The following is a 25,661-nucleotide window of genomic DNA, read 5'->3' as shown; positions in this document are numbered from 1 at the left end:
CGAGGATAACCCGGTCGAGCGCGCGGCCGCGCCGCACCGCTCACTCGGCGAATGGGAACGGTGCGCCGTACCCCGATGTCCGCATCGCCTCGCGCACCGCGGACACGTCGGCGTCGCGATGCAGCGCGCGGATCGTCGCGTCGTCCAGCGGCTCGTGGCGTTCGATTCGCGCCACGAGCCCGGCGTCCCAGCCGCCCTCCTCGATCAGCTTGATGCGGGGCGTCATGCACGAGAGCAGGAGCTCGGCGCCGTCGGAGTCGAACACGTCGAGCTCCGGCAGCGTGAGCGCGCCGTGCGTCCAGTGTCCCTCGGTCCACCACGCCGCGAACGTCGCCGCGGCGAATACGGCGGGCCCGCTCTCCGACTCGGCGAACGCCTCCTCGCCGTCGGGCGCGAGCACGAACGGTCGCAGGTCGTCGGGCAGTCCTTCGTAGAGACCGGGCCAGAGGTGACCGACCTGGAACGGACTGATCGGCGACTCGTGATCGAATCCGAGCACGAGGTGCCGGCCCGCGTCGAAGACGATCTTCAGCCAATCGCCGTTGCCCCGATCGAGCCGGAAGAGCGCGTGCCCGTCGCGTCGGGCGTACGAGAACGTACGAACGCGCGCGCGGCGGATCGCCTCCATGACATGCAGCGCGACCGCCTCGCGATGGAGCTCGGAAGGTCGTGGGATCGTCGAGATCGCCGCGACGATCCCCACCGGCTCGGGAGGAGGTCCGTTCGCGGGCTTCTTCGAGGACGACTTCTTGTTCCGACGCTTTGCGGCCGCCACTCGAGGGAGTCTATCGACTCTCGCGAGCGCCGACGCGTCACGAGCAGCGCTTCCTCGAGCGGCACGACGGCGCGCGCAGGGTGCTCAGCGTGCGGGAGGCAACGCGCGGCGCGCGAGCAGGTCGCGGCCGAAGAGCGCGATCGCAAGGGCACGCGTGACCCGCGAGAAGGTCGTCCAGAGCGCGCCCATCACGAGGTTCGCGCGGTGCAGCGCGAGCACGGTCGTGGTCGCGATCACCCCGCACGCGACGAAGAGCCGGAAGAGCCACCACAGCGGGAACGACGCGAGCTCGGAGAACCGGTGATGCAGCCGCCAGAGGCGCGTGAACGCGGGCAGGAGCGAGCGGAAGTCGAAGCCGAGCCGGTACGCGAGTGCGTAGACGTCGAGCGACATGAAGGGCACCGCGAAGATGCCGCGATGGATCATCGGATTCGCGAGCCAGCGGAGCGCGCGCCGCGGGCTCGAGGTGCGCGCGAGGTGGCGGCTGACGATCCAGTTGAGCGCGAGGTGCGCGTGCTCGTCGCGCGAGATGCGCTGCTCGAGCGCGTCGAAGAGCGCGCCCTTCACCTCGGGGTGGTGGCGCAGGAACGGGATCGTGCCGGCGTCGAGGAAGGTCTCGAACACCGGCGTCGAGAGCGCGACCAGCGCGACGTCGGCGTCGCTGCGGGGATCGAGGCGATCGAACTGCGAGAGCACGAGCGCGTTGCCGAGGCCGGGCGGCAGGATGCGCCCGCCGTGCGCGGTGATCACACGACGCAGCGCTTCGGCGTGGCGGCGCTCCTCGTCGGCGAAGAGGTCGTAGAGCGCGCGCAGATCCTCGTCGTGGCTGCCGTCGCGCAGCAGCTCGAAGTTGAGCCGCGCGATCTCCTCGATGTAGACGACCTCGTTGAGCAGGCGCTCCATCAGCGGCGAGATCGGGCGCAGCGGGCGCTCGGGCCAGGCGATCTCGTCGAGCGACCACTGGTGCGACTCGACGTTGCGGCGCAGCTTCGCGACGGCCTCGCGATCGGCGTCGGTGAGGAGCGCGAGCGGTCGGCCGTAGCGGGCCCAGAAGGGCGCGCGGTGCGGATGGAGAAGACGACGCGCGCTCCACCATGCGAGTGCGCCGACGAGCGCGCCGCTCGGCACGTCGACGATGTAGTGCTGCTTCACGGTGAGCGTCGCGAGCGCGACCAGCGTGGCCCACGCAACGCACAGCACCGCGAGCGCGCGGCGGACGCGCGTGGTGCGGAACGGGAACGAGATGCCCGAGAGCGCCATCAGCGCGGCGAGCGCGACGTGGAGCGAGGGGACGCAGTTCGCCGCCGTGTCGGCCTCGCGCAGATCGGCGAGCTCGATCGCGGTGAGGCTTCCGTCGTCGGGCGTGGGGTAGAGCGTGCGCGGATAGGTCGTGGGGAAGACCATGAAGATCGCGGCGCACGTGATCGACGCGAGCGCGATCGAGGTCCAGAGGCGACGCGCTTCGAGACGGCTCGGCACGATCGCCCACGCGAGGAAGACCGCCCACGTCGCGGTGCCGTAGATCCACACGGTCCAGGGCCAGTAGGGGATCGCGAGATCGAGCGCGGTGAGCGGGAGCAGGCGATACGGCGCGATCGTGCCGATCTTCGAGGCGCCGTAGCAGACGAGGATCGTCAGCATCGACACGCCGAAGCCCGCGAGCCGCTCGCCGAGCTCGACGAGCGACCAGCCGAAGCGATCGCGATCCATGCGGGGCGCGACGATATCAGCTCAGTAAGGTTGGTGGTCGCCGCGCGAGAGGACGACGCGATCGCCGGTCTCGGGGTCGATCGCGAGCAATGCGTTGGCACCGCGCTCGTACGCCCAGAGCACACCCTCGCGCATCACCAGCGCTTGAATTCGCTGCAGCGCGAAACCGTTGCCTCCGAGCGCGCGGCGCGTGCCGGTCGCGAGATCGATCGCGACGATCGTGCGTTCGCCGGTCCACACGAAGAGCTCGCCGCGATCGGGCGCGACGGCGAGCGCGACCGGCTCGGTCATCGGTGCGCCCGAGCCCGAGAGCACGCGCCGCGCGCCGGTCGCGAGATCGATCTCGAGCACGTCGTTCTGGTACTGCAGCGTCGTGTAGGCGCGCCGCGTCGCGAGGTCGACGTCCATGCGGAACGCGACGCGCATCGAGGGCCCGCTGCCGCTGGTCTCGTCGGTGAGCGTGGTGTGGTCGCCGGTCGCGGGATCGATCTCGACGATCGCGTCGTGCTCGGCGTCGAGCGCGATCACGCGGTCGCCCGCCTGCACGATCGCCGCGAGGTCGCCTTGCGCCGGAGAGACGATGCGCTGCTCGCGCGTGTCGAGGTCCGCGCTCACCAGCGCTCCGTCGTCGACCAGCAGCGCTCGATGCGCCGTGGGATCGAGCGTGATCGCGGTCGCCTGCACCAGCTCGTATCCGATGGTGCGTCCCGACTCGCCGCCGGTCGCGAGCACACGCGTGCCGGTCGCGACGTCGATGGTGATCACGCCGTCGTCGATGTCGTCGCAAAGGTACGCGCTGCGCGCGTCGTCGCTCATCGCGAGCCCGAAGATGCGCAGGTTCCGCGGGCCCTCGCCGCGTGCGACGTCGGCGTCGGACGCCGCGCGATCGAGCACGACCTCGGCGCGCGCGCCGTCCGCGTCCGCGATGATCGTCTGGGACCCCAGCGCGAGCGGGACCTCGAGGTGCCACGTTGCGAATCCATCGTCGCTCTCGGCGTCGACGCCGGCGACGCGTACGTGATCGACGTGCTGCGCGGTGCCGCGGATCGTGATGTGATCGGCCGAGGTCGCGCCCGACGGCGGGAACACGATGCGCACGCTGGGCTCGTCGGCGATCGGCGCATCGGGGAGCGGCTCGGCCGCGTCGATGACGATGACGTTCGCATCGCGCGGTGGGGACGACGCATCGGGCACGTCCTCGTCGCGTGCGACGGGCTCGGAGCATCCGACGAGCAGCGCGAGCACGATCCAGCGGCGCATCAGACCAGCACCGTCGAGATCGGCGTGCGACCCTCGGTGCCGAACGTGTCGACGTCGAGGCCGAGCACCCGCGCGAGCGTGAGCAAGACGTCGTGGTAGTGCGAGCCGCTCAGATCGAGCAATCGCCCGGTGCGCAGCACGTCGGTGCCGCCCGCGACGACCAGGGGGACCGAGCTGCGCGCGTGGCCGAACGGCTGCAGCCCGAGCTCGTTCGTCCAGAACACGATCGTGTGATCGAGCACCGTCCCCTCGCCCTCGGGGATCGCGTCGAGCCGCGCGCAGAGGTGCGCGACCATCTCGCCGTGCCAGCGATTGATCGCCAGCAGCTTGTCGTACGCGTTCACCGCGTTGCCGTGGGCGATCTCGTGGAAGTCCTCGTCGACGCCGGCCCACGCGTAACGGCGGATGCTGCCCGAGGGGCCGATCATCAGGGTCGCGACGCGCGTCAGATCGCAGGCGAACGCCGCGGCGATCGTGTCGGCGTGGTGGCGCACCGCGTCGTGCATCGCGAACGTGCCGCCGCTCGGCGCGCTCGGCCCCGCGGGGAGCTCGCACGCATCGACCATCACCGGCTCGGAGAGGCGACGCTCCTGCTCGCGCAGCGCGGTGAGGTGCGCGTCGAGCACGCGTCGCTCGGCCGCCGAGAGCGAGGGCTCGAGCGCGGCGAACTCTCCGATCACGCCATCGAGCACGCTGCTTCGCTGCGCGCGCAGGCGCTCGAGCACCGCGGGATCGCCGTTCGCGACCAGGAACAGACGATCGAACGCGTGGCGCGGATCGACGACCGGGGGCACCGGGAGCGCGCCGGGCGCGTAGCTGATCACGCTCGCCGCGTTGCTGTCGGTGCCGACCGCGAGCTCGAGCGACGGGATCGCAGTCTCGCGCGACGAGCGTGCCGCGAGCAGCTGATCGAGGCTCGGCCCGGTGGGCACGAAGCTGTCGGGCGCGCCCGGGGCGCCGGTGAGGCACTCGGCGTGGCCGTGCTGGTGGTTGTGGGAGCCCTGCGCGCCGTGCATCACGAGCAGTCGATCGCGGAGCGGCGCGAGGGGCGCGAGCACCGGCGAGAGCACGAAGTCGCGCTCGCCGCCGGTCGGCAGCCACTGGTCGGGGTGCTGCCCGTTCGGCGTGTAGATGCACACGAAGCGCAGGGGCGCGGGCGTCGGCTGGGCGCGCGTGAGCAGGCTCGGCAAGAGCGGCAGGCTGATCGCGGCGCCCGCGGCGCCGGTGGCGAAGATGCGCCGACCCATTCTCCTCATCACTCGCCCTCCGTGATCGGCTCGACGCGGTGCGTGAACGCGTAGGTGCGCGTGAGCGCGACCATCGCGTCGATCGCGCTCGTGCGCAGCGCGTCGCGCACCGTGGTGATCGTCGCTTCGTCGCCCTCGTCCTCGAGGCGACCGAGCCCGAAGCGCGTCCACTGCCGCGCGAAGCAGTCCGCGGCGAGCTCCGACGACGCGATCGCCTCGGCGAGCGCGCGCGTGCCCTCGATCGATCCGTCCCCGACGCCCAGCGCCGGCGCGCCGCCGCGCGCGTCGATCGGCTCGCCCGCTTCCATCGTGCGGTGCCGGCCGATCGCGTCGAAGTCCTCCATCGCGAAGCCGACGGGATCGATCAGGCGATGGCAGTACGAGCAGCTCGAGTCGCTCGAGTGGCGCGACCAGCGCTCGCGCGTGGTCGCGCTCGGATCGAACACCGGCGGCACGATGTCGAGCTCGGCGGGCGGGGGCGGCAGGTGCTGGCAGAGCAGGCGCTCGACCACGAACACGCCGCGATGCACCGGCGACGTCTCGTACGGCTTCGCGTGCACCGCCATCAGCGCGGGCAACGTGAGGAGGCCGGCGCGTGCCTCGGGCAGCGCGACCTCGGATCCATCGGCGCTCTCGACGCCGTAGATCGCCGCGACCTGCGCGCTCGGCCAGGCGCGGCGTGCGGTGTAGAGCGCGTCGAGCCCGGCGCGCTCGCGGAAGACCATCTCGACGAAGAAGCGCGACGCGTCCTCGCGCAGCGCGCGCCGCAGATCGTCGTTCCACTCGGGATAGATCGTGGGATCGCGGTTCACCTCGGGCAGTCGATCGAGGCCGAGCCACTGCTCGAAGAAGCGCACCACCGTCGCCTCTGCGCACTCCGATCCGAAGAGCCGCGCCGCGTGCGATGCGAGCACCTCGGGGTCGCGCAGCGCATGACGCGCGGCGTCGGCGCGCAGCATCGCATCGGGCGGCGACTCGCACGCGAGGTACGAGAGGCGCGACGCGAGCTCCCAGTCGTCGAGCGCGTGGTGCCCTTCGCGATCGGCCACCGGCTCGCCGATCTCCACGAGGTAGAGGTGTCGCGGGCTCTCGACGATCGCCTCGACGATCATGCGGAATCCATCGCGGAACTCGCCGGCCTCGTCGTAGAGCGCGAGCAGGCGCGCGCGATCCTCGACCCGCAGCGGACGGCGCCACGCGAGCGGTGCGATCGTGTCGACGAAGCCCTCGGCGCACGCGCGTCGCTCGGCAGTGCGCGCCGCGCCGGGATCGAGCGGGCCCTCGACGCTCGCGCCGTCGACGTACATCAGGCCCGACTGCAGGCCGGTGACGCGCAGCTCAAGGATCGCAGTGCCTCCCGCGTGCTCGAGCTCGACCGTCTGCGGCGGCGACGAGGGGCCGAGCGACCACGTCGTGATCGCGCGCCCGTCGACGCTCACCACCACGTTCACCGCGACGTTCGGATCGAGCTCCGCGGTGAAGCGATATCGCCCCGCGCTCGGGAAGCCGTGGCTCACGGTGAGCGTGGCCTCCTCGGGGTACTGCAGGTAGACGCGCCCACTGGTCGCGGTGTGCACCGCCCACGTCGGCGCGAGCGCCATGCCGCCGCCCGGATACCGCGTGGTCGCGCTCGCCGCGGCGGGCGGGAGGATCTCGGCCGGGCACGCGGGCACGCGCGACGAGAGCGCGCCGCTGGTGATCATCGACTCCGCGACGGCGCGACCGAGCGCGCCGAACGCCTCGATGTGCACCGCGCTCGCGGTCTGCGACTGCGCGATGCGATCGAACACGAAGTCGCGACGATCGGGCGGGACACGATCGATCGCGTCGCTCTCGACGCCGAACACCGTCGCGATCGAATTGCGCAGCTCGTGCACCGAGAGCCGTCGCACCGACGCGACCGCAGCGTGGCCGGGATCGGTGGGATCCGTGGGATCGGTCGGTCGTCGTGGGTCGTGACCGCTCGGCCCCGCGGGACCGTCGAGCAGCCCGCCCCGGCACGCGGCGAGCGCGAGCAGGAGCGCGACGAGCGAGAGAGCACGCGCCTTCATGCGCGGTGCGCAGTGCAGCGCGCGTACCGCGCGGAAAATACGCAGATCCGAGGGCGATCGTGGCCCTGCGTGGGAGGGTCGCGCCTCCATGTCGGCGGGATCCGACACTCGCGCGGCGCGCGGTCCGCAGCGTAGATTGAGGGCCGATGAGCGAAGGGAAGACGGTCCCCACCCGACGCACCGGCGTGCCGGTGCGCGCGGTGCGCGTCACCGTGGTGTCGGGGCCCGACGCGGGCCGCGTGTGCGAGTCGCACGACGAGCCGATCACGGTGGGCACCGCCGACGGGAGCTCGCTCGTGCTCTCGGATCGCGCGGTGTCGCGCTACCACCTCGAGCTGCGCGGGCGCGGCGATCGGATCCTGCTGACCGACCTCGCGTCGACGAACGGCACGATGATCGGCGGCGCGCTGGTCGAGGATGCGTCGGTCGCGCTCGCGAGCGGCACGACGGTGCGGCTCGGACAGACCGAGCTGCGGGTCGACGGCGGCGAGGTCGTGCTCGTCGACGTGCCGGGCAACGATGGTGCGGGCGGGATCGTGGGGCGCACCGTGGTGATGCGGCGCCTGCTCGATCGCGTCGCGGGGCTCGCGACGAAGGACGCGCCGGTGCTGTTGCTCGGCGAGTCGGGCACCGGCAAGGAGCTGCTCGCGCGCGCGCTGCACGAAGGGACGGACGGCGATGCGAGCACGCGTCGCGATCGACCGTTCGTCACCGTCGACTGCGGCGCGGTGCCGCCCTCGCTCTTCGCGTCGGAGCTCTTCGGCCACGAGCGTGGCGCGTTCACCGGCGCGGATCGCGCGTATCCCGGCGCGCTCGAGCGCGCCGACGGAGGCACGCTCTTCCTCGACGAGATCGGTGAGCTGCCCGCGGAGCTGCAGGCCTCGCTGCTCGGGGTGCTGGAGCGACGTCGGGTGCGTCGCGTGGGCGGTCGCGACGAGCGTCCGATCGACGTGCGCCTGGTGTCGGCGACACATCGTGATCTGCGCGCCGACGTGAACGCGGGGCGATTCCGCCTCGATCTGTACTACCGCATCGGCGTGGTCGTGGTGCACGTGCCGCCGCTGCGCGAGCGCGTCGAGGACATCCCGCTGCTGGTCGAGCGCTTCCTGCGCGCGAGCGGGTACGAGGGCGAGGTGTCGGCGCTCTTCCCGCCGGCGGTGATGCGCGAGCTACGCGCGCATCGCTGGCCCGGCAACGTGCGCGAGCTGCGCAACGTCGTGACCGCGGCGCTCGCGGTGGGCGAGACGCCCGAGCTCGTCGTGTCGTCGGAGCGCAGCGATGTGCCGGCGGGCAGCGACGACGACGTGATCGGCCGGGGGCTCGGCCTGCCGTACAAAGAGGCGCGCAAGCGCCTGCTCGATGCGTTCGAGGTGCGCTACGTGCGCGCCCTGCTCGACAAGACGGGCGGCAACGTGCGCGCGGCGGCGCGCGAGGGCGAGATGGATCGCTCGTACCTGAACGATCTGATCAAGCGCCACGGCATGCGCGAGTGATCAGAAGCGGATCGCGACGCCCGATCCGGTGAGCGCGACCTGCGCCTCGCCTCCGGTGCGCAGCCACGCGAGGTCGAGCACCACGAGCAGCGCGCCGAGCGCGGTGATGCCGATCGACGTGTACGCGAGGCCGGCCATGAGCAGGCCCTCGTCGCGCGTCGCGACGGTCGGCTGGGCGACGTAGGCCGCCTCGAGATCGCTCGTGCGGAGGCTGAAGCCGACGATCCCTGCAGCGCCCAGGATCGCGAGCGCGCCGCCGGTCCAGGTGAGCCATCCCGGCGCGAGCGATGGCGCCGAGGGAGGCGGCGGTGGAGGTGAGGGCGGAGGCACGCGGGACGCGACGATCCTCGCCTGCAGCGCGTCGGCCTGGGCCCGCGCGCGGGCGCGCGCCGTGTCGTCGAGCTGCGTGCTGATCGCCGCCGCCTCGTACTCCTGGAGCGCTTCTTCGGGCCGACCGAGGCGCTCGAGGCACACCGCGATGTTGAAGCGCACCGCGTCGTGCGGCGCGAGCTCGAACGCGCGTCGGAACAGCGTGAGCGCGCGCGCATCGTCTTCCTCGATGAACGCGGCCTCTCCGGAGCGGAACGCCTCGCGCGCCTCGGCGCGCCGCGCTTCGTCGTCCTGTGCGAGCGCGGGCATCGCGACGAGCGCGACGAGCAGCGCGAGGATCGCGGAGAGCGAGCGCATTAGTACGGATTGCCGAGCAGCTGCTCGGCGCGCGCCGATGAAGGGCGCGGTGGAGGAGGCGGAGTCGCGGGCGGCGGGCTCTCGGTGGCGCGCGCTCGCACCGACGATCGCGCGCTGCGTGCACGTCGGGCGCGCGGTGGATCGGCCACGACCGGCTCGGGCTCCGCGACGGCTGCGGCCGGCTCTTCGTGCGGCGCGACCACCGGCGGTGTCGTGGTCGCGGGCGCGCTCACGGGCGGCGTCGCGATCACCGCCGTCGGCGCTTCTCCGCGCGCATCGGACGAGAGCGCCGCCCACGCCGCGATGCCGCCCGCGCCGACCACCACCAGCGCCGCCGCGACCAGCCCCATGCCCGCTCGACGCGGCCTCGCGATCGGCGCGTCCGCGAGCACGACCGGCGGGCTCGCGAGCACGTTCGCGAGCGCTTCTTCCTCGTGCGTCTTCTCGTCTGCGAAGAGCGCCGACGTCCACGACGCGACCTGCGCGACCCGCCAGCCGTCCGGGGCGTCCAGTGCGCCGACCAGCTCCGCCGCCGAGCTCGGCCGCAGATCCATGTCGCGCTCGAGGCACGCCATCACCTGATCCGCGACCACCTCGGGCACGTCGGGCGCGACCGCGCGCAGATCGGGGATCGGTGCGTGCATCACGTTCCACATCGTCGTCGCATCGGTGTCGGCGCGGAAGAGACGACGCCCGGCGAGCGCCTCCCACGCCATCACGCCGAGGGCCCAGAGATCGGTGCGCCGATCGATCGGTCGCTCGCGATGGATCTGCTCCGGCGCGAGGTACGCCATCTTCCCCTTCACCTCGCCGGTGCGCGTCGACGTGAGCCGCCCGCGCGCCTCCGCGATGCCGAAGTCGACGACCTTGATCTGCCCGTCGAACCCGAGGTGCACGTTCTGCGGGCTCACGTCGCGGTGCACGACGCCGAGCCGCTCGCCGTCCGCGCTCTTCGCCTCGTGCGCCGCGTGGAGGCCCTCCGCCACCGCGACGATCACCGCGATCACCAGCTCCCGCGGCACGTCCTCGCGCCGCTCCTCGCAGCGCTGGAGCACGTTCGCGAACGAGCGTCCGCGCAGGTACTCCATGACCATGAAGGGCATGCCGTCGTGCTCGCCGACGTCGAACACCTGCACGACGTTCGCGTGCTGGATGCGCGCCGCGATCCGCAGCTCGTCGCGGAACATGTCGACGAAGCGATCCTCGCGCGCGAGGTGTGGGAGCAGCAGCTTCAGCGCGAGCAGCTTGTCGAACCCGTGGAGATCGCGGCGGCGCGCGGCGTACACCATCGCCATGCCGCCCTGCGCGACCTCCGCGACCAGCTCGTAGCGATCGACGCGCGCGGGCGGGCGAGGGAGATCGGGGATTCGCCGCTCCGGCCCGAGCATGCGCTCACGATGCCATGCGCGCGCGACGCGCTCCAAGCGCCACGCTCGCACGTCGTATGATTCGGCCCGTGCGCGCCGCGCTGGTGCTGATCCTCGCTTCGACGATCGCGGGATGCTGGTCCTTCGATCCCGCGCTGCTCGCGCGTGACGGCGGCACCTCCGACGGGAGCGACGCGCAGACCGCCGGCACCTGCGACGTGACGCTGCAGGAGGGCGACATCGCGATCGCCGAGCCCCCGCTCGCGTCGATGCCCGCGCTCGGCGCGATCACGAACGATCCGACGTGGGGCACCTGTGTCCGCCGCCTCACCGACCTCGAAGGCGACGCGAGCGCGACGCCCTCGCACCGCGTCGTCGAGAACGCCGATCGCACGCTGCTCATGGTGCAGACCGACGGCTACGAGTGGATCGTGTACGAGGCGGACACGCTCGAGCGCGTCGGCGGGCTCGGCCTGCACACCACCGAAGAGCCCTACTGGCACCCGACCTCGCCCAACGTCGTGCGTCACCTCGACGGCGCGACCGGCGAGCCCTTCGTGCTGCGCGAGCTCGACGTGCTGCGCGAGATCACCACCGACGTGTGGGACTTCACGGGCGCGCTGCGCGCGGTGTTCCCCGACGCGGCCGCGGTGCGCCCTTCGTTCGGCGCGCTCGGTCGCACCGCGTCCACCGATCTCGCGCGCTGGGCCGTCGAGGTGATCGACGCGAGCGACGCGCGCCTCGGGTTCGCGATCCTCGACGCGAGCACGCAGACGATCGTCAGCACGTTCGCCGACCCCGGCACGTCGACCTCGCGCGTGGCGCTCGCGCTGAGCCCGAGCGGCGAGCACGCGCTGCGCGTCGACTGCGACGGTGCGAGCACCGTGCATCGCGCGTCCGACGCGAGCCTCGTGCGCACCTTCGCGACGTTCGAGGACTGCCCGCAGGACTGGGACTTCGCGCACCTGCACGATGGCCGCGAGGCCGTGCTCTACGCGACGCTCGACTGGCTGCGCGCGCAGGCGCTCGACGACGGCTCCGAGATCGACGTGCTCGATCTGACGTGGGACGACGGCGAGAAGTCGATCGGCGTGCGCGTCTCGGGTACCGGTCACGCGCGCCCGGGATGGGCCGCGATCTCGGTCTTCCGCTGCCAGACCGACTGGCGCAGCGTGGACTGCGCGACCGGCACGCGCGCGCACCAGGATCGTCTGGTGCTCATGGAGCTGCTGCCCGAGCGCGGCGAGCGACGCGTGCTCAACCTCGCGTGGCATCGCGCGACGTACGACGACTCGCAGAGCGTCCCGGTGCCGAGCGCATCGCGCGCGCTCGATCGCGTGCACTTCGTCTCGACCGGCGGCGCGAGCGGATCGGCGGTGGATCTCTACGAGATCCGGCTCCCGCCGGGCGCGCCGTAGAGGTTCGTGGTAGGCGCGCGTCGATGTTGCCCTGGGAACGGCTCGGAGAGGCGATCGCGCCCGACGGAGTGCGCCTCGAGCTGCGCCGGCGCGGGCACGAGTACCGCATCTGGTCGGGCGGCGTGGAGCTCATGTCGAACGAGGACGAGCCGTCGTCGCGCTCGCTCGCGGATCTCGGCTGTGCGCACCTCGAGGGCGGCTCGGCGCGCGTGCTCGTCGGCGGGCTCGGCATGGGGTTCACGCTGCGCGCCGCGCTCGATCGCGTCGGGCCTCGCGGCGTCGTCGAGATCGCGGAGCTGGTGCCCGAGGTCGTCGCGTGGAACGAGGGGCCGCTCGGCGCGCTCGCCGATCATCCGCTGCGCGACCCGCGCACCGAGCTCCACGTGGGCGACGTCCGTGCGCGCATCGTGGGCCCGCCCGAGCGCTACGACGCGATCCTCCTCGACGTCGACAACGGGCCCATCCGCGTCGCGCACGAGAGCAACGACGCGCTCTACTCGGGGCGCGGCATCGACGCGGCGTGGAGCGCGCTGCGGCCCGGCGGTGCGCTCGGCGTGTGGTCGCTCGCCGATCACGCGGGCTTCACCTCGCGGCTCCAGCGACGCGGCTTCGAGGTGCACGTGCATCGCGTCTTCGGCTCGCGGAAGGGACGCGGGCGCGAGCACGTGATCTGGATCGCGCGCCGTCCGATCGAGCGCCGTCCGATCTCCGCGAGAAAACACACGCGCTCGTGACGGGCGCGCGGGCCCGCTCCCAAGTCGGAGCCGGGCGACCGCGCGCGCACGCTCCCCCCAACAGCGCGTGCGGCGCCCCTGCTGTTTCTCCAGCGCAGGAGCATCGATGCGAGGGAAGGGTGTGCGTTCGATCGCGGTGTGCGCCGCGTGTGTGCTCGTGCTCGTCGCGTGCGGCGATGACGACGGCGCGACCGGCTCGGACGCCGGCACCGACGCCGGTGTGGACGGCGGCCCCGTCACGAACGACGACGCGGGCAGTCCCGACTCCGGCGGGCCCGACGCGGGCCTCGACACCGACGCGCTCCTCGCGCGGATGCGCGCGCGCTGGTGCGGCACGCGCGCGAACCTCACGTGCGACTCGGCGTACGACTGCGCATGCGATCGCGGTGAGCGCCCCGACCTCGCGACGTGCCTCACGACCGAGACCCAGCGCTGCTACGCGTCGATGGTCCAGCCGCTCCGCGAGCACCTCGAGTCCGGCCGCGTCACGGTGGATCTCCCGGCGCTCGATGCGTGCGAGGCGCGCCTGCGCGACACGATCGGCGCAGCGTGCAGCGGGCGCGTCGACGACGTCGCGGAGTGGTGCGCGCGCTTCCTGATCGACGACGTCGCCGAGGGCGAAGAGTGCGCGTCGCAGCTCGTGCGCTGCCTCGATGGCGAAGGAACGTGCGCCACCGGCACCTGCGAGCGCGCGCCTGCGCTCGGCGAGGCGTGCACCTTCGCGTGCCGCGGTGATCTCGTGTGCCGCGGCGGGACGTGCGCCGAGCTCTCCGACGTCGGCGAGACCTGCGAGGCCGACTCGCACTGCGCGGGCACCGCGTTCTGCGTCGACGGAACCTGCGCGGCGTCGCGCGTCGCGATCGGCGCGGCGTGCGACGAGACCAGCGAGTGCGTGGGTGGCGCGCGCTGCGAGGACGGCGAGTGCGTGATGGCGGACCCGACCGCGAACTGCGAGGACGACACCACGTGTGGCGCGCTCACGACCTGCGAGCCGTACTCGGCGCAGCAGTGCGTCGCGCGCGGCTCGGTCGCGATCGGCGGCGCATGCCTCGTCGACGAGCAGTGCGCGCCCGGCGCGTACTGCGAGGGGTACAGCACGTGCGCGGCGCGCGTCGCGACCGGCGAGGGCTGTGATCGCGCGGCGATGTGCGCGGACGGGTATTGCGACATCGGCTCGCCGACGCCGACCTGCCTCGCGCCTGCCGCCGAAGGCGAGGGCTGCGACGCGCCGATCGGGCACCTCGGACAGGTCTGCGCGGACGGGCTGGTCTGCGTCGCCAGCACCTGCCGGCCGCCGCCGCCCGAGGGCCAGCCCTGCGGTGATCAGAACGAGTGCGCGACGGGCCTGGTGTGCGGTGCAGGCAATCGCTGCCGCACGCCGATTGCGCTCGGCGCAGCATGCGACGTGACGGCGCCCCAGAGCCCCTGCGTCGCGGGCGCGTTCTGCGACGAAGGCACGTGCGCCGCCGCGCGCCCGGCGAGCGCGAGCTGCGACGGCCTCCCGGGCGAGTGCGGCACCGGCCTCGCGTGCCTCGACATCGGAACCCCCCACACCTACGTCTGCACGCCGCTGCCGGGCGCGGGCGAGCTCTGCGCGATCGAGTGCGTGTCCGACTCGCTGTGTGTGTTCGGCCCGATCGGCGGGCGCTGCCAGAACCCGGTGTGCAACGCGATCCCCGCGCCGCCTCCTCCGTTCTGACGATCAGGCGCGGCGCTCCACGCAGCGCGTGAAGAGCCCTTCGAGCAGCGCGGCTCCCTCGCGATCGGGGAGCCGCGCGAGCTCGGCGAGCGCGCGCGACAGGTGCGCATCTGCGCGCTCGCGACATCGCTCGTCGACCTCGAGCTCCTCGATGCGCCTCGCGGCCCACGCGACCTCGACGTCGGTGCACGCGCGGTCGCCGCGGATCAGCGACTCGAGGCGCGCGCGCTCGATGGGCGGGAGCGCGTCCCGCAGGAGCAGCGTCGGCAGCGTCGGCTTCCGCGCGCGCAGATCGGTCCCGCGACGCTTGCCGAGCTCGGCCTCGTCGCCGATCGCGTCGAGCAGATCGTCGACGATCTGGAACGCGAGGCCCGCCTCGCGCCCGGCTCGCGTGAGCGCGCGAATGCTCGCCGGTGTGGCGCGCGCCGCGAGCCCGCCCAGCGCGCACGCCGTCGCGAAGAGGCGCGCCGTCTTCGCTTCGATCACCCGGCAGTACGCGGTGATCGAGATCGTCGGATCGCCGGAGTGGCGCATCTCCGACCACTCGCCCTCGGCGAGCGCGGCCGCGGTGTCGGCGACGAGCACGCGGCTCTCACCGGGCAGATCGCGCGCCGCCATCGCGAGCCGTGCGAGGAGCTGCAGCGCCACCGCGGTCGCGAACGGGACGCTCGTCGCGTGGTGCAGCGTCGGCCCGCCGCGCCGCAGCGTCGCGCCGTCGAGCACGTCGTCGATCACGAGCGAGGTCTGGTGCAGCCACTCGACGATCGCGCCCTCGCGCAGCGCCCACTCGGGATCGCCCCCGCAGGCGCGCGTGCTCGCGAGCACCACGAACGGACGCAGTCGCTTGCCGCCCTGGCGCCGCAGGTACTCGATCGCGCCGCGGGTGCGCGCCGGCGCGCCCTCGGCGATCGTGGCGATCGCGTCCTCGACGTTGCGTGCATGCGCATCGATGAATCGATCGAGCGCGCTCTCTCCACGACGCGCCGGACGTGAAGGTGCGGGATCGGGCGCGATCGCGGGCAGCCACGCGTCGGGCTCGCGCGGCGCGGCGGGCCCCGAGGGCAGGCGATCGAGCAGCGCGCGCAGCGCGCTCGCGGTGCGGTGATCGGCCCACGGTGCGAGCGCGGCGTGGGCCTCGCGGCGCGCGTGCGACTCGGCGTCGGCGGTGAACGGCGCGCGCGCGCCGATCGCGTCCAGCGCGCCTTCCCAGCGCGCACGATCGAGCGTGCCCTGGCGCGCCTCCCACGCGAGCGCGGTCCAGGTCGCGAACGCGTCGAGCTGCGCGTGCACCTCGTCGCCGACCTCGCCCAGCAGCACGCCCGCCGCGATCGCCGCGCGCAGGAAGATCACCGCCTCGGGCACCGGCGCCTCGGCGCTCCACGCCGGGCTCAGCCGCGCGACCACGCGCTGCGCGCGCGCATCGTCCTCGCGCACGAAGCGCGACCACGCGCGCAGGAAGTCGCGGGTGTCACGCGCCAGCGCGCGATCGAGCTCGTCACGACGCGGGCGATGCACGCGCTGGTTCCACGCCTCGATCGACGACGCGCAGAGCCGTCGCGCACGCCGCGAGCCCGCACGACCGAACCCACGCGCGACCTGCAGCGCGAGCGCACCGCCGAGCCCGGTGCGCGGCACCGACCACGGGTCGCCCTCGAACACGTCGCTCACGTCGCGCAGCGCGGCTTGCACCGTCGGCCGCACCGGCGCGAGCAGCGGTTCGTACCAGGCGCCCCCGTCCACGGCGCGCGACGATACACCAACGCTCAGCGCGTCGTGTCGCTCGAGGAGTCGTCGACGATCGCGAGGTGATCCTCGATGACGTGCTCGAGGTAGAGCGCCTCGTCTCGATTCGAGAGGCCGCGCACCAGATCGATCGCGTCTCCGTCGATCTCCGCGGCGAGCGTGTAGGTCCGGCGATTGCGGTCGCGCTCGTGCCAGCGCCTGCGCACGAAGAGCTGGGTGATGCGCCCGACCTCGACGTCCTGCGTGCCCGGCCAGGGCAGCGGCCCGTGGCGCACCGAGAGCGTGTCCCCCTCGACCGTCAGCGTCGTGCGGTTCACCAGCGAGACGAGGATCCAGTAGGTCATGGACACGCCGACGGCGACGAACGGGAGCGGGAACACCAAGAACATCCAGGCCGCGCCGACGCCGAACACGATCGCGTACCAGAAGACCAGGACGGCGTTCCAGAGCACCGCGAAGCCGAGGAGGGACGTCGCGACCGGCGTGAGCCAGCGGCGCGTGAGCCGCAGCATGCCGCGGCGCGGCGCCGACGCCGCGCGGTATCCGCCGGGCTCGATGGGCGCGCTGGAGGTCGCGAGCGGCCGCTCTTCTTCGAGCGTGATCGACGCCGGGCGCGCGAAGCGTGAGCGCCCGTGCGCATCGAGCTGGACCGCGAACACCGCGTCACACACGTCGCACGCCGCGATGCCGCGATCGCTCACCGCACGCGCACGAAGCGTGGTGGCGCAACGAGGGCAGACGATGTCCACGAGGCCGAGCGTATCGTGCATCTCTCCATGCCGCTTGAGCCCCGACGGGGACCTCGTGTACGCATGCGTCGGGGATGGGAGCGCCCGCGGAGACGACGCGTCGCGAGCGGCACCGCGGTGAGCGCGGTCTGCCGCTGCGGCCGACGCTCGTCACGGTCGTCGCGCTGCTGATCGTGCTCGGTGCGGGCGGCGTGGGCCTCTCCGCGTACGTGAGCTCGACGCGGGTCGTCGACGCGCTCTTCCGCGATCTCGCGACGCGCATCGGCGCCGCGACCACCCAGCGCACGCTGCGCTACCTCGAGCCCGCCGAGCCCTACGCCGCGATGACCGCGGAGCTCGCGCGGCACGGCTCGCTCGCGATCGACGACGAGGACGCGCTGCTCGCGCACTTCCACGCCGCGGTCGCGGCGAACCCCTCGTTCACGTGGGCGTCGTTCGCGCGCGCCGACGGCACCTACGTCGCGGTGCAGCGCGCGGAAGAAGGGCGCCTCCACGGCACGATCCGCTCGCAGGACGCCGATGCGTTCCCGTCGCTCTCGGGCGAAGGCCCGACGCGCTGGCGCGAGCTGGTCGCGCTGCCCGCGCACCTGGGAACACCGGGCTTCGCGGTCGTCGACGAGCATCGCGGCAGCTACGACGCGCGCACGCGCGGCTGGTACCAGGAGGCCGCGTCGAGCGAAGGCGGGCGCTGGGTGCGTCCCTTCCTCTTCTTCACGCGCCGTCAGCCCGGCTTCATGTACGTGATGCCGCTGCGCGCCGACGACGCGCTGCGCGGCGTCTTCGCGGTCGAGTACGAGATCTCGTACCTCTCCGAGTTCCTCGCGACGCTGCGCGTCGGCGAGCACGGCCGCGTCTACCTGCTCACGCACGACGGGCTCGTCGTGGCGCATCCCGACGGTCAGGTGACGGAAGGGGAGGGCGATGCGCTCGCGATCGCACGCGCGGGATCGCACCCCGACGTCGCGCTGCGCGAGGCGTTCGTCGCGATGGAGGCGAGCGGCGGTGCGACGCGCTGGCTCCGGGAGGGCGGGCACTTCCGCTTCGGCGAGCACCTCGCGATGGCGCATCCGTTCCCGAGCGAGCACGGGATGGATCTCGCGGTGCTCGTCATCGCGCCCGAGGCGGACTTCTTCGGCGAGGTGCACCGCCAGGGCGCGATCGCGCTGATGATCGCGCTCGTCGCGCTGATCTTCGCGGTGCTCGCGGGGGTGGTCTTCTCGAACCGCATCTCGGGCGCGCTGCGCGTGATCGCCGACGAGATGGAGCGCATCGGCCGCTTCGAGCTCAGCGATCGCCCGGTGTCGGGCGACGGCTCGCTGGTGCGCGAGGTGAACGACATGACGGCGGTCGCGGACCGGATGAAGAACGGGCTGCGATCGTTCGGCAAGTACGTGCCGCGGGCGCTGGTGCAGGAGCTGATCGGCAGCGGCGAGGAAGCGGTGCTCGGCGGTCGCGGCCGCGAGCTGACGATCCTCTTCAGCGACGTCGCGGGCTTCACGAGCATCTCGGAGAAGCTCTCGCCCTCCGAGCTCGTCGAGCAGCTCGGCGAGTACCTCGACGCGCTCTCGTCGTGCGTCGAGCGCGAGCACGGCACCGTCGACAAGTACATCGGCGACGCGATCATGGCGTTCTGGGGCGCGCCGCGAGAGCTCTCGGATCACGCGCTGCGCGCGTGCCGCGCCGCGCTCGCGATGCAGCAGGCGGCGCGCGCGCTCGACGCGAAGTGGCAGGGCGAGGGCAAGCCGCCGATGAAGACCCGCATCGGCGTGAACACCGGCGAGTGCGTCGTCGGCAACATCGGCTCGCACGAGCGCATGAACTACACGGTGATGGGCGACTCGGTGAACCTCGCGAGCCGCCTCGAGGGCCTCAACGGCGCGTACGGCACCTGGATCATGCTCGGCGAGACCACCGCCGACGCGGTGAAGAACGAGATGCTGGTGCGCCCGCTCGACTGGGTCGCGGTGAAGGGCAAGGCGCGCGCGATCCTGGTGCACGAGCTGATCGGCACGCGCGCGTCGGCGACCGAGGCACAGCGCGACGGAGCAGAGCGCTATCGTGAGGCGCTCGATCTCTATCGTGCGCGCCGCTTCGAGGAGGCCGCGGCTGCGTTCGAGCGCGCGCGAGAGGCGTTCGGGGGCGACGACGCGCCCAGCACCGCGATGGCCGAGCGCTGCCGCACGTACCTCGCGGATCCGCCGCCCGACGACTGGAACGGCGCGTCGGTGCGCCACAGCAAGTGATCGGGGCACGCCCGCTGCTACTCGCGATCGGTCATGCGATCGCGATGGATGCTCGTGGGCGCGCTCGTCGTCGCGTGCGCGGCGAGCGCATGCGACGACGACGAGCTCGAGGGTGAGCGCGCCCCGACGTGCACCGCGCAGAGCGGATGCCCCGAGGGCTTCGAGTGCGTCGACGGGCTCTTCTGCGAGCGCATCCCGGGCACCGAGGAGCCGGACGTGCCGACGTCCACCGAGCCGCGCCCTCCGCCCACCAGCGGCACGAGCGGTGGTGACGGGCAGGGCGATCGTGATGCTGCCGTCGACCTCGATGCCGGCGATCTCGTCGGTGTCGACGGCGGCATCCTCGTGCCGCCCGCGGAGGAGTGCACGCTGGGCCTCTCGCGTTGTGGCGAGCAGTGCGTGAGCCTCGAGAGCGACGTGACGAACTGCGGCGCGTGCGGCGTGGTGTGCCTCAGCGGCGGCGAGTGCCGCGTGGGCGTCTGCTGCAACCTCGACGAGGTCGTGTGCGGAGATCGCTGCGTCGACGTCGAGACCGATCCGCGCCACTGCGGCGCATGCGGTGTCGACTGCGGCGCGGGTGACTGCGTGCTCGGAACGTGTCAGCCGCCGATCGAAGGCCCCGGTCTCCCTCCGGGCAATCCTCCGTTCGGCGGCTGATCGTCGACGTCGCAACAAGCGGCCGTGCGAGCCGATGGGTACGGAGCGCGTTCATTGCCGGTGGCATGGTCGCGCCGTACACCGTCTCGAGGGAGAGGGCGCGCATGCGACTGCAGGCCGGGTATTTCACATTCGTTCTTCTCGCCATCCCGCTTGTCGGGTGCAGAGCCGACCTCGCATGCGGCCCATTGCTGGTGGAAGACCGAGCGCGTCACCTCTGTCGTTGCCCGAACGGCGGAGAGCACCGTGACGGGCTCTGTTATCTCGACGACGGCGGTGTTGCGCCGCTCGATGGGATGGTTGTCGACGTTGCCGATGCAGGCGCTCTCTGCACGCCGCGGGCGATGCGCGCGTGCCCCAGCGGCACGGACGTCGGCGAGTGCAACGCCGGCACCCAGCACTGCGACGAGCACGGCGTCTGGGGGCCGTGCGAGGGCGCGGTAGGACCGACCGCAGAAGCATGCAACGGACGCGACGATGACTGCGACGCTGCCATCGATGGCGCCACGGCAGCGGCGTCGTGCGGCGCAGCCGCGCGCGCGTTGGAGGTCGGGTGCACCGCCGGCGATTGCGTCGTCACGCAGTGTGCGTCCGGTTGGCGCGACTGTGACGGCGGGTTCGCGAACGGCTGCGAGACTCAGCTCGGAGCTCTCGAGGCATGCGCCGGTTGCGGTGACGTGTGCGGCTGGGACTGCGAGGCGAGCGGCTGCAACGACGCGACTGCGATCGACGCAGGGAACGATCACGCGTGCGCTCTTCGCGAGACCGGATCGGTCGTCTGCTGGGGCAGCAACACTGTCGGTCAGCTCGGGAACGACTCGATGGCGAACAGCGCCACGCCCGTGGCGGTAACGGGCCTGTCCGATGTCGAAGCGATCGCTGCGGGCGGCGCGCATACGTGTGCGCTGTCCACGAGTGGGACAGTTCGATGTTGGGGCGACAACTCCTCCGGGCAGCTCGGGAACGGCTCGATGATGCGCAGTCCGGTGCCGGTTCCAGTCACGGGCCTCACGGAAGTCCAGGCCATCGCCGCGGGCAGCGCTCACACGTGTGCCCTTTTGGGCGGAGGCGGCGTGCGCTGCTGGGGCGCGAACCGTTCGGGTCAATTGGGCAACGGCTCGACTACGCTGAGCGCGAGCCCTGTGTCGGTCTCTGGGATCACGACTGCGCGAGCGATCGCTCTCGGGGGCGCGCACTCCTGCGCCTTGATCGCGGACGGCTCGATGCGCTGCTGGGGCGCGAACGGATCAGGACAGCTCGGCGACGACGCTGTCTCGAGCTCGAGCGTGCCAGTCTCGGTCGACCTGCCGTCGACGGCCGCCGCAGTCACGACCGGCGACGTGCACACGTGCGCGCTGAGCTCGACCGGGACGGTCCTCTGCTGGGGCGAGAACAGCGATGGTCAGCTCGGCGACGGCTCGCTCAGCTCGAGGCGCGTGCCTACGGCTGTGATCGGCTTGAGCGACGTCCAGGGCATCGGCGCGGGCGCCTATCACACGTGCGCCGTGCTGGCGGGCGGTTCGGCCCTGTGCTGGGGCCTCAATACGCACGGACAGCTCGGTAGCGACGTGATCGGGACCAGCAGCACGCCCGTCGCCGTCGCTGCGCTGTCCGGTGGGAATGAGATCTCTGGAGGGGGCAATCACACCTGTGCGCTGCGCGCGAGTGGAGGAGTCGCATGCTGGGGCCGGAATCACGCCGGCCAAGTCGGCGACGGCTCGACGATGAATCGTCTCGAGCCCGTCGCCGTCATCGCTCCATAGCGCTACGCCCGATCAGCCAGACGTACTCGCGAGCACGCACGTCGGGAACTCGACGCCCGCGCCCTCGTTGCACGTCACGGTCGGCGTGTTGCAGCAGTCCGAGTCCATCGTGCACGACTCGCCGAGCTGGCGGCCGGTGCACTCGCCGCAGTCCTCGATACGGCTCGAGCACATGCTCCCGCCCGCGCCGTCGGAGACGCACGCGCATCCGCAGCAGTCGGACGCCGCGGTGCACGCGCCGCCGTCGGGCACGCACTCGGAGCCGCAGCGCAGCACGCCGCTCGCATCGGGCACGCACACGCCGCCGCAGCAGGTGTCGCCGAAGTCGCACTCGGCGCCGTCGGGCAAGCAGCACACGTTCGTGCCGCCGCGGCCGGGCGCGCAGGTGATGTCGGGATACGTGCTGTCGCAGCACTCTTCGGTCGTCGTACACGACGCTCCGGGCAGCGTGCAGTCGCGCTCGCCGCCGCGGCACCGGCGCACCCCCGTGCTGGCGGGCTCGCATCCCGTACCGCCGCCGCCATCGGGACAGCAGTTCTGCGTCGCGCCGCGGCCGCCGCAGACCTCGCCCGCGGGGATGCACGAGCCGACGTTCGCGCAGCGCAGGATCGGCTCGCCGTTCACGCCGGTGCCCGCTGCCTGACACGCGCCCGAGCAGCACTCGCCGTCGGCGCGGCACGGCTCGTCCTGCACGCGGCACCCACCGAGCGGCTGACACACCGGCGTGCCGGTCCCCGCCGCGTCGAGGCACGCGGTCGAGCAGCACGATCCGTTGAAGCCCTCGGTGCCGCAGGGCTGGCCCGCGACACCGCACGCGCCCGCCGCCGCGCAGAAGCCGACGCTCTCTCCTTCCGCGATGTCGCAGAGACCCACGCAGCACTGCGCGTCGGTCGTGCAGAGATCACCGCTCGCGCGGCACGCCGCCGAGCCCGCGCATCGGCAGTCGCCGCTCGCGGCGCACACGCTGCCGTCGGGCGCCGCGCAGCGATCGCTGCAGCACTCGCCGCGCGCCGTGCACGCCTCGCCGATCGGCTCGCACGCGGTCGCCGGGTTGTCGATGCAGGTGCCCGCGCCGCCGCACGTGAACGAGCAGCAGTCACCGTCGGCGTCGCACGCCTCCCCGACCGACCCGCACGCGGTGTCCGCAGAGCAGCGCCCGTCGTCGCACCCCAGCGAGCAGCAGTCGGAGCCGAGCGTGCACGCCTCTCCGTCGACGCCGCACGCGTCGGCGGTGCATACGCGCGACGTTCCGAGGTCGGCGCAGCGGAGCCCGTCGCAGCAGTCGCCGTCGCCGGTGCACTCGAGGCCGGTGGTCACGCACGCGCTGCCGTCGGGGCGAGGGCCACCGTCGTCGTCACCGCCACCGTCGTTCTCGTCGCCACCGCCGTCGACGTCGCCGCCGTCCTCCGTGGTGTCCGGTGGATCGTCGTTGTCGCACTCGCAGCCATAGACCAACGCCAGCAAGAAGGCACCGAGGACGAGAGCTCTGCGCATCGCGCCATCGTGCCAGAGCGGTCCGCGTCCGCGCGACCACACATCGCCACACGCGCCCGACGCGTGGACGTCGTGATCGGGGCTCCCGCATCGGCGTTAGCATCGAGCGAGGGAGGTCTCTTGCGCTGCATGCCGTCGGTCCGCGCTCTGCCCTCGTTGATCCTCGCGTTCGTCGTCGCGGGCTGCGACTGCGGCGGCACACCGCCGGACGGGCGGCCCTGCGATCGAACGAACGACTGTCCCAGCGGGTTCGAGTGCATCGACGGCGCGTGCTTCGCGCTCGGCGACGGCAGCATCGACGCGCTCTGCGACGACGGTCGCGCGCGCTGCGGCTCGAGCTGCTGCGGCGTCGATCGCGTCTGCAACGCCGGCGTGTGCGCGCTCGACTGCGGGGATCGCGTGATGTGCGATCGCGCGTGCTGCGGCGCGGGTGAGGAGTGCGTCGGCAGCACGCAGTGCGCGATCGAGTGCGCCGACGAAGCGCAGCGGTGCGGCGCGAGCGGCGAGCTCTGCTGCGCGAGCGGCGAGGCGTGCCTCGGTGACGCGTGCGTGGCGCTCGGCGAGCCCTGCGAGCTCACCGAGGAGTGCGAGATCGACGCGTTCTGCGAGCCCACGTTGATGCGCTGCGTGCCGCGCGACGCGGTGGACGTGTGCGAGTTCCGCCCGCCGGTCGGCGAGTTCTCGCCACGCATCGCGTGCCAGTGGCGACCGCCCGCGGCCTACGCGGCGTACCAGGACGTCGTGATGACGCCCTCGGTGCTCAACCTCACCGACGACGACGGGGACGGCGCGACCGACACCCGCGACATCCCGGACATCGTGTTCGCGGCGTTCGATCGCCCGACCGACGGATGCTGCACCACCCGCGCGCGCCTCGTGATCGCGAGCGGCGCGTGCAACGCCGACGGCTCGATGACGACGCACGCGATGCTCGATGCGCCCTTCATCGACAACTCGGGCGGCATCGCGCTCGGCAACCTCGATCCCGAGAGCGACGTGGCGAACCGCGCGCCCGAGATCGTCGCGACGTTCCGCCTCGAGTCGCCCGCGCGCAACGGCGTGATCGCGTGGCGCCGCGCGAGCTCCGACGGCTCGGCATGGACCGAGATGTGGCGCCGCGACGGCGTGCCGAGCACCGATCAGAGCAGCGCGGGCGCGCAGCCTTCGCTCGCCGACGTGAGCTCCGACGGACAGCCCGACGTCGTGATCGGCAACCTCGTGCTGAACGGCCTGACCGGCGCGACGATCTGGGACGGCAACGTCACGGTCGGCACCAGCTCGGGCGTCGGCAACAACGCGTTCCTCGGCCCGGTCTCGACGATCGCCGACATCGACCTCGACGGCGTGATGGAGGTGATCGCGGGCAACACCGTCTACGACGGTCGCAACGGCGCGGAGGAGTGGTCGTACCCGTACACGACGATGGGCTCGCCGTGCGGAGGCGGCGCGGTGCCGTGCGATGGCTACAACGGCGTCGGCAACTTCGACGGCGATCGCGAGGGCGAGGTCGTGATCGTGCGGCAGGGCGAGGTGTTCGTGCTGAACCACGACGGCTCGCTGCTGCATCGCATCGCGGTGCCGCGCCTCACGTGCGCGAACAACGAGAGCGGCCCGCCGACCATCGCGGACTTCGACGGAGACGGCCGTCCCGAGATCGGCACCGCGGGCGCCGACTACTACGCGGTCGTCGATCTCGACTGCCTCGCGACGCCGATGCCCGCGGGGTGCGACTCGCCCGGCATCCTGTGGAAGGTGCGCAACCAGGACTGCTCGAGCCGCGCGACGGGCTCGAGCGTGTTCGACTTCGAAGGCGACGGCGCCGCGGAGGTCATCTACGCGGACGAGGTCAGCTTCCGCATTTTCGACGGACGCACCGGCGCGATCCTCTACGAAGACCGCACGCACCGCAGCAACACGCGGCTCGAGATGCCGATCGTCGTCGACGTCGACAACGACGGGAAGAGCGAGGTCGTGATCCCCGAGCCGAACCCCGGCACGCCGAACGCGGGCGGCATCGAGATCTGGGAGGACGTCGACAACAATTGGGTGCGCACCCGTCGCGTGTGGAACCAGCACAGCTACCACGTGACGAACATCAGCGAGGACGGTCAGGTCCCGCGGCTCGAAGAGCCCAACTGGCTCAGCTCGCGCCTCAACAATTTCCGGCAGAACGTGCAGCCCGGTGGTCTCTTCGACGCGCCGGATCTGCAGGTCGCGTCGATCGTGGTCGGCGAGTGCATCTCCAGCGGCGTGCTGCGGATCGCGATCACCGTGACGAACCGCGGCGCGCTCGGCGTCGCGCCGGGGATCCCGGTGTGGGTCCGCGCGACGCCGGCCGGTGGCGCCGAGGTCGATCTCGGCGCGCACCGCACCACGACGACGCTGCTCCCCGGGCGCTCGGAGACGATCGTCGTGACCTGGGACCTCGGCGCGCCGTTCGGGTTCGAGAGCTTCACGGTTCGCGCGAAGGTCGACGACGACGGCACCGGCGCCGGCGTCTACAACGAGTGCATCGAGGACAACAACGAGATCACGAGCGAGCCGCTGATGACGTGCTCGTTCGGGTGAGCC

At 72.4% G+C, this 25,661-nt stretch carries 18 protein-coding genes; 8 read left to right on the top strand and 10 right to left on the bottom strand.

The window, feature by feature from the left end; genetic code table 11:
• Window positions 1-40: 40 nt before the first annotated feature.
• From I5071_RS26290 to I5071_RS26270, 5 genes are all read right to left on the bottom strand, one after another.
• Complete coding sequence (locus I5071_RS26290) at window positions 41-775, bottom strand: hypothetical protein (protein ID WP_236515590.1); 735 nt, start codon at window positions 773-775, stop codon at window positions 41-43.
• Window positions 776-859: 84 nt separating this feature from the next.
• Window positions 860-2,485 carry a phosphatase PAP2 family protein gene (locus I5071_RS26285; RefSeq protein WP_236515589.1) on the bottom strand — a complete coding sequence of 542 codons (1,626 nt, stop codon included), beginning with the start codon at window positions 2,483-2,485 and terminating at the stop codon, window positions 860-862.
• A gap of 21 nt (window positions 2,486-2,506) precedes the next feature.
• Window positions 2,507-3,745 carry a hypothetical protein gene (locus tag I5071_RS26280; protein ID WP_236515588.1) on the bottom strand — a complete coding sequence of 413 codons (1,239 nt, stop codon included), beginning with the start codon at window positions 3,743-3,745 and terminating at the stop codon, window positions 2,507-2,509.
• Window positions 3,745-5,001, bottom strand: coding sequence for a DUF1552 domain-containing protein (locus I5071_RS26275; protein ID WP_236515587.1), 1,257 nt, complete (start codon window positions 4,999-5,001; stop codon window positions 3,745-3,747). Before I5071_RS26275 ends, I5071_RS26280 begins: the two co-directional genes overlap by 1 nt.
• Window positions 5,001-7,043 carry a DUF1588 domain-containing protein gene (locus I5071_RS26270; RefSeq protein WP_236515586.1) on the bottom strand — a complete coding sequence of 681 codons (2,043 nt, stop codon included), beginning with the start codon at window positions 7,041-7,043 and terminating at the stop codon, window positions 5,001-5,003. The genes I5071_RS26275 and I5071_RS26270 overlap by 1 nt, the downstream gene beginning before the upstream one ends.
• 146 nt (window positions 7,044-7,189) lie before the next feature.
• Here I5071_RS26270 and I5071_RS26265 point away from each other — a divergent pair, with 146 nt between their 5' ends.
• On the top strand, window positions 7,190-8,536 hold the full coding sequence (locus I5071_RS26265) for a sigma 54-dependent Fis family transcriptional regulator (RefSeq protein WP_236515585.1): 1,347 nt from the start codon (window positions 7,190-7,192) through the stop codon (window positions 8,534-8,536).
• On the opposite strand, the gene I5071_RS26260 is transcribed toward I5071_RS26265, so the two are convergent.
• On the bottom strand, window positions 8,537-9,223 hold the full coding sequence (locus I5071_RS26260) for a hypothetical protein (protein ID WP_236515584.1): 687 nt from the start codon (window positions 9,221-9,223) through the stop codon (window positions 8,537-8,539). It lies immediately after the preceding gene.
• Complete coding sequence (locus tag I5071_RS26255; protein ID WP_236515583.1) at window positions 9,223-10,611, bottom strand: serine/threonine-protein kinase; 1,389 nt, start codon at window positions 10,609-10,611, stop codon at window positions 9,223-9,225. The genes I5071_RS26260 and I5071_RS26255 overlap by 1 nt, the downstream gene beginning before the upstream one ends.
• Window positions 10,612-10,679: 68 nt before the next feature.
• On the opposite strand from I5071_RS26255, the gene I5071_RS26250 reads away from it, so the two are divergent.
• The 3 genes from I5071_RS26250 to I5071_RS26240 all read left to right on the top strand — a co-directional run bounded on the left by I5071_RS26250 (window position 10,680) and on the right by I5071_RS26240 (window position 14,441).
• Entirely contained in the window at window positions 10,680-12,008 is a 1,329-nt protein-coding gene (locus I5071_RS26250) for a hypothetical protein (protein WP_236515582.1), read from the top strand.
• Between the two features lie 23 nt (window positions 12,009-12,031).
• Window positions 12,032-12,742 (top strand): hypothetical protein, encoded by a 711-nt coding sequence (locus tag I5071_RS26245; RefSeq protein ID WP_236515581.1) that lies wholly within the window; start codon window positions 12,032-12,034, stop codon window positions 12,740-12,742.
• A gap of 106 nt (window positions 12,743-12,848) precedes the next feature.
• Window positions 12,849-14,441, top strand: a complete 1,593-nt coding sequence (locus I5071_RS26240; RefSeq protein WP_236515580.1) for a Dickkopf N-terminal cysteine-rich domain-containing protein — start codon at window positions 12,849-12,851, stop codon at window positions 14,439-14,441.
• Between the two features lie 3 nt (window positions 14,442-14,444).
• On the opposite strand, the gene I5071_RS26235 is transcribed toward I5071_RS26240, so the two are convergent.
• Window positions 14,445-16,181 (bottom strand): polyprenyl synthetase family protein, encoded by a 1,737-nt coding sequence (locus tag I5071_RS26235; RefSeq protein WP_236515579.1) that lies wholly within the window; start codon window positions 16,179-16,181, stop codon window positions 14,445-14,447.
• 23 nt (window positions 16,182-16,204) lie between these two features.
• Complete coding sequence (locus tag I5071_RS26230; RefSeq protein WP_236515578.1) at window positions 16,205-16,885, bottom strand: hypothetical protein; 681 nt, start codon at window positions 16,883-16,885, stop codon at window positions 16,205-16,207.
• A 122-nt stretch (window positions 16,886-17,007) separates the two neighbouring features.
• Between I5071_RS26230 and I5071_RS26225 the strand changes: the two genes are divergently transcribed.
• The 3 genes from I5071_RS26225 (at window position 17,008) to I5071_RS26215 (ending at window position 21,596) form a co-directional block, all read left to right on the top strand.
• A complete protein-coding gene (locus I5071_RS26225) occupies window positions 17,008-19,176 on the top strand; it encodes an adenylate/guanylate cyclase domain-containing protein (protein WP_236515577.1) in 2,169 nt (722 codons plus the stop codon).
• 33 nt (window positions 19,177-19,209) lie between these two features.
• Window positions 19,210-19,833 (top strand): hypothetical protein, encoded by a 624-nt coding sequence (locus I5071_RS26220; protein WP_236515576.1) that lies wholly within the window; start codon window positions 19,210-19,212, stop codon window positions 19,831-19,833.
• A 104-nt stretch (window positions 19,834-19,937) separates the two neighbouring features.
• On the top strand, window positions 19,938-21,596 hold the full coding sequence (locus tag I5071_RS26215; RefSeq protein WP_236515575.1) for an RCC1 domain-containing protein: 1,659 nt from the start codon (window positions 19,938-19,940) through the stop codon (window positions 21,594-21,596).
• A 12-nt stretch (window positions 21,597-21,608) separates the two neighbouring features.
• Here I5071_RS26215 and I5071_RS26210 read toward each other — a convergent pair whose 3' ends face one another.
• Complete coding sequence (locus I5071_RS26210) at window positions 21,609-23,090, bottom strand: hypothetical protein (RefSeq protein ID WP_236515574.1); 1,482 nt, start codon at window positions 23,088-23,090, stop codon at window positions 21,609-21,611.
• A 129-nt stretch (window positions 23,091-23,219) separates the two neighbouring features.
• Between I5071_RS26210 and I5071_RS26205 the strand changes: the two genes are divergently transcribed.
• Complete coding sequence (locus I5071_RS26205) at window positions 23,220-25,658, top strand: FG-GAP repeat domain-containing protein (protein WP_236515573.1); 2,439 nt, start codon at window positions 23,220-23,222, stop codon at window positions 25,656-25,658.
• The last annotated feature ends 3 nt before the right edge of the window (window positions 25,659-25,661 follow it).

This window comes from Sandaracinus amylolyticus (assembly GCF_021631985.1).
Lineage (GTDB): Bacteria > Myxococcota_A > Polyangia > Polyangiales > Sandaracinaceae > Sandaracinus > Sandaracinus amylolyticus_A.
Note: the sequence above shows the minus strand (reverse complement) of the source record. Positions and strands in the feature narration are given on the sequence as shown.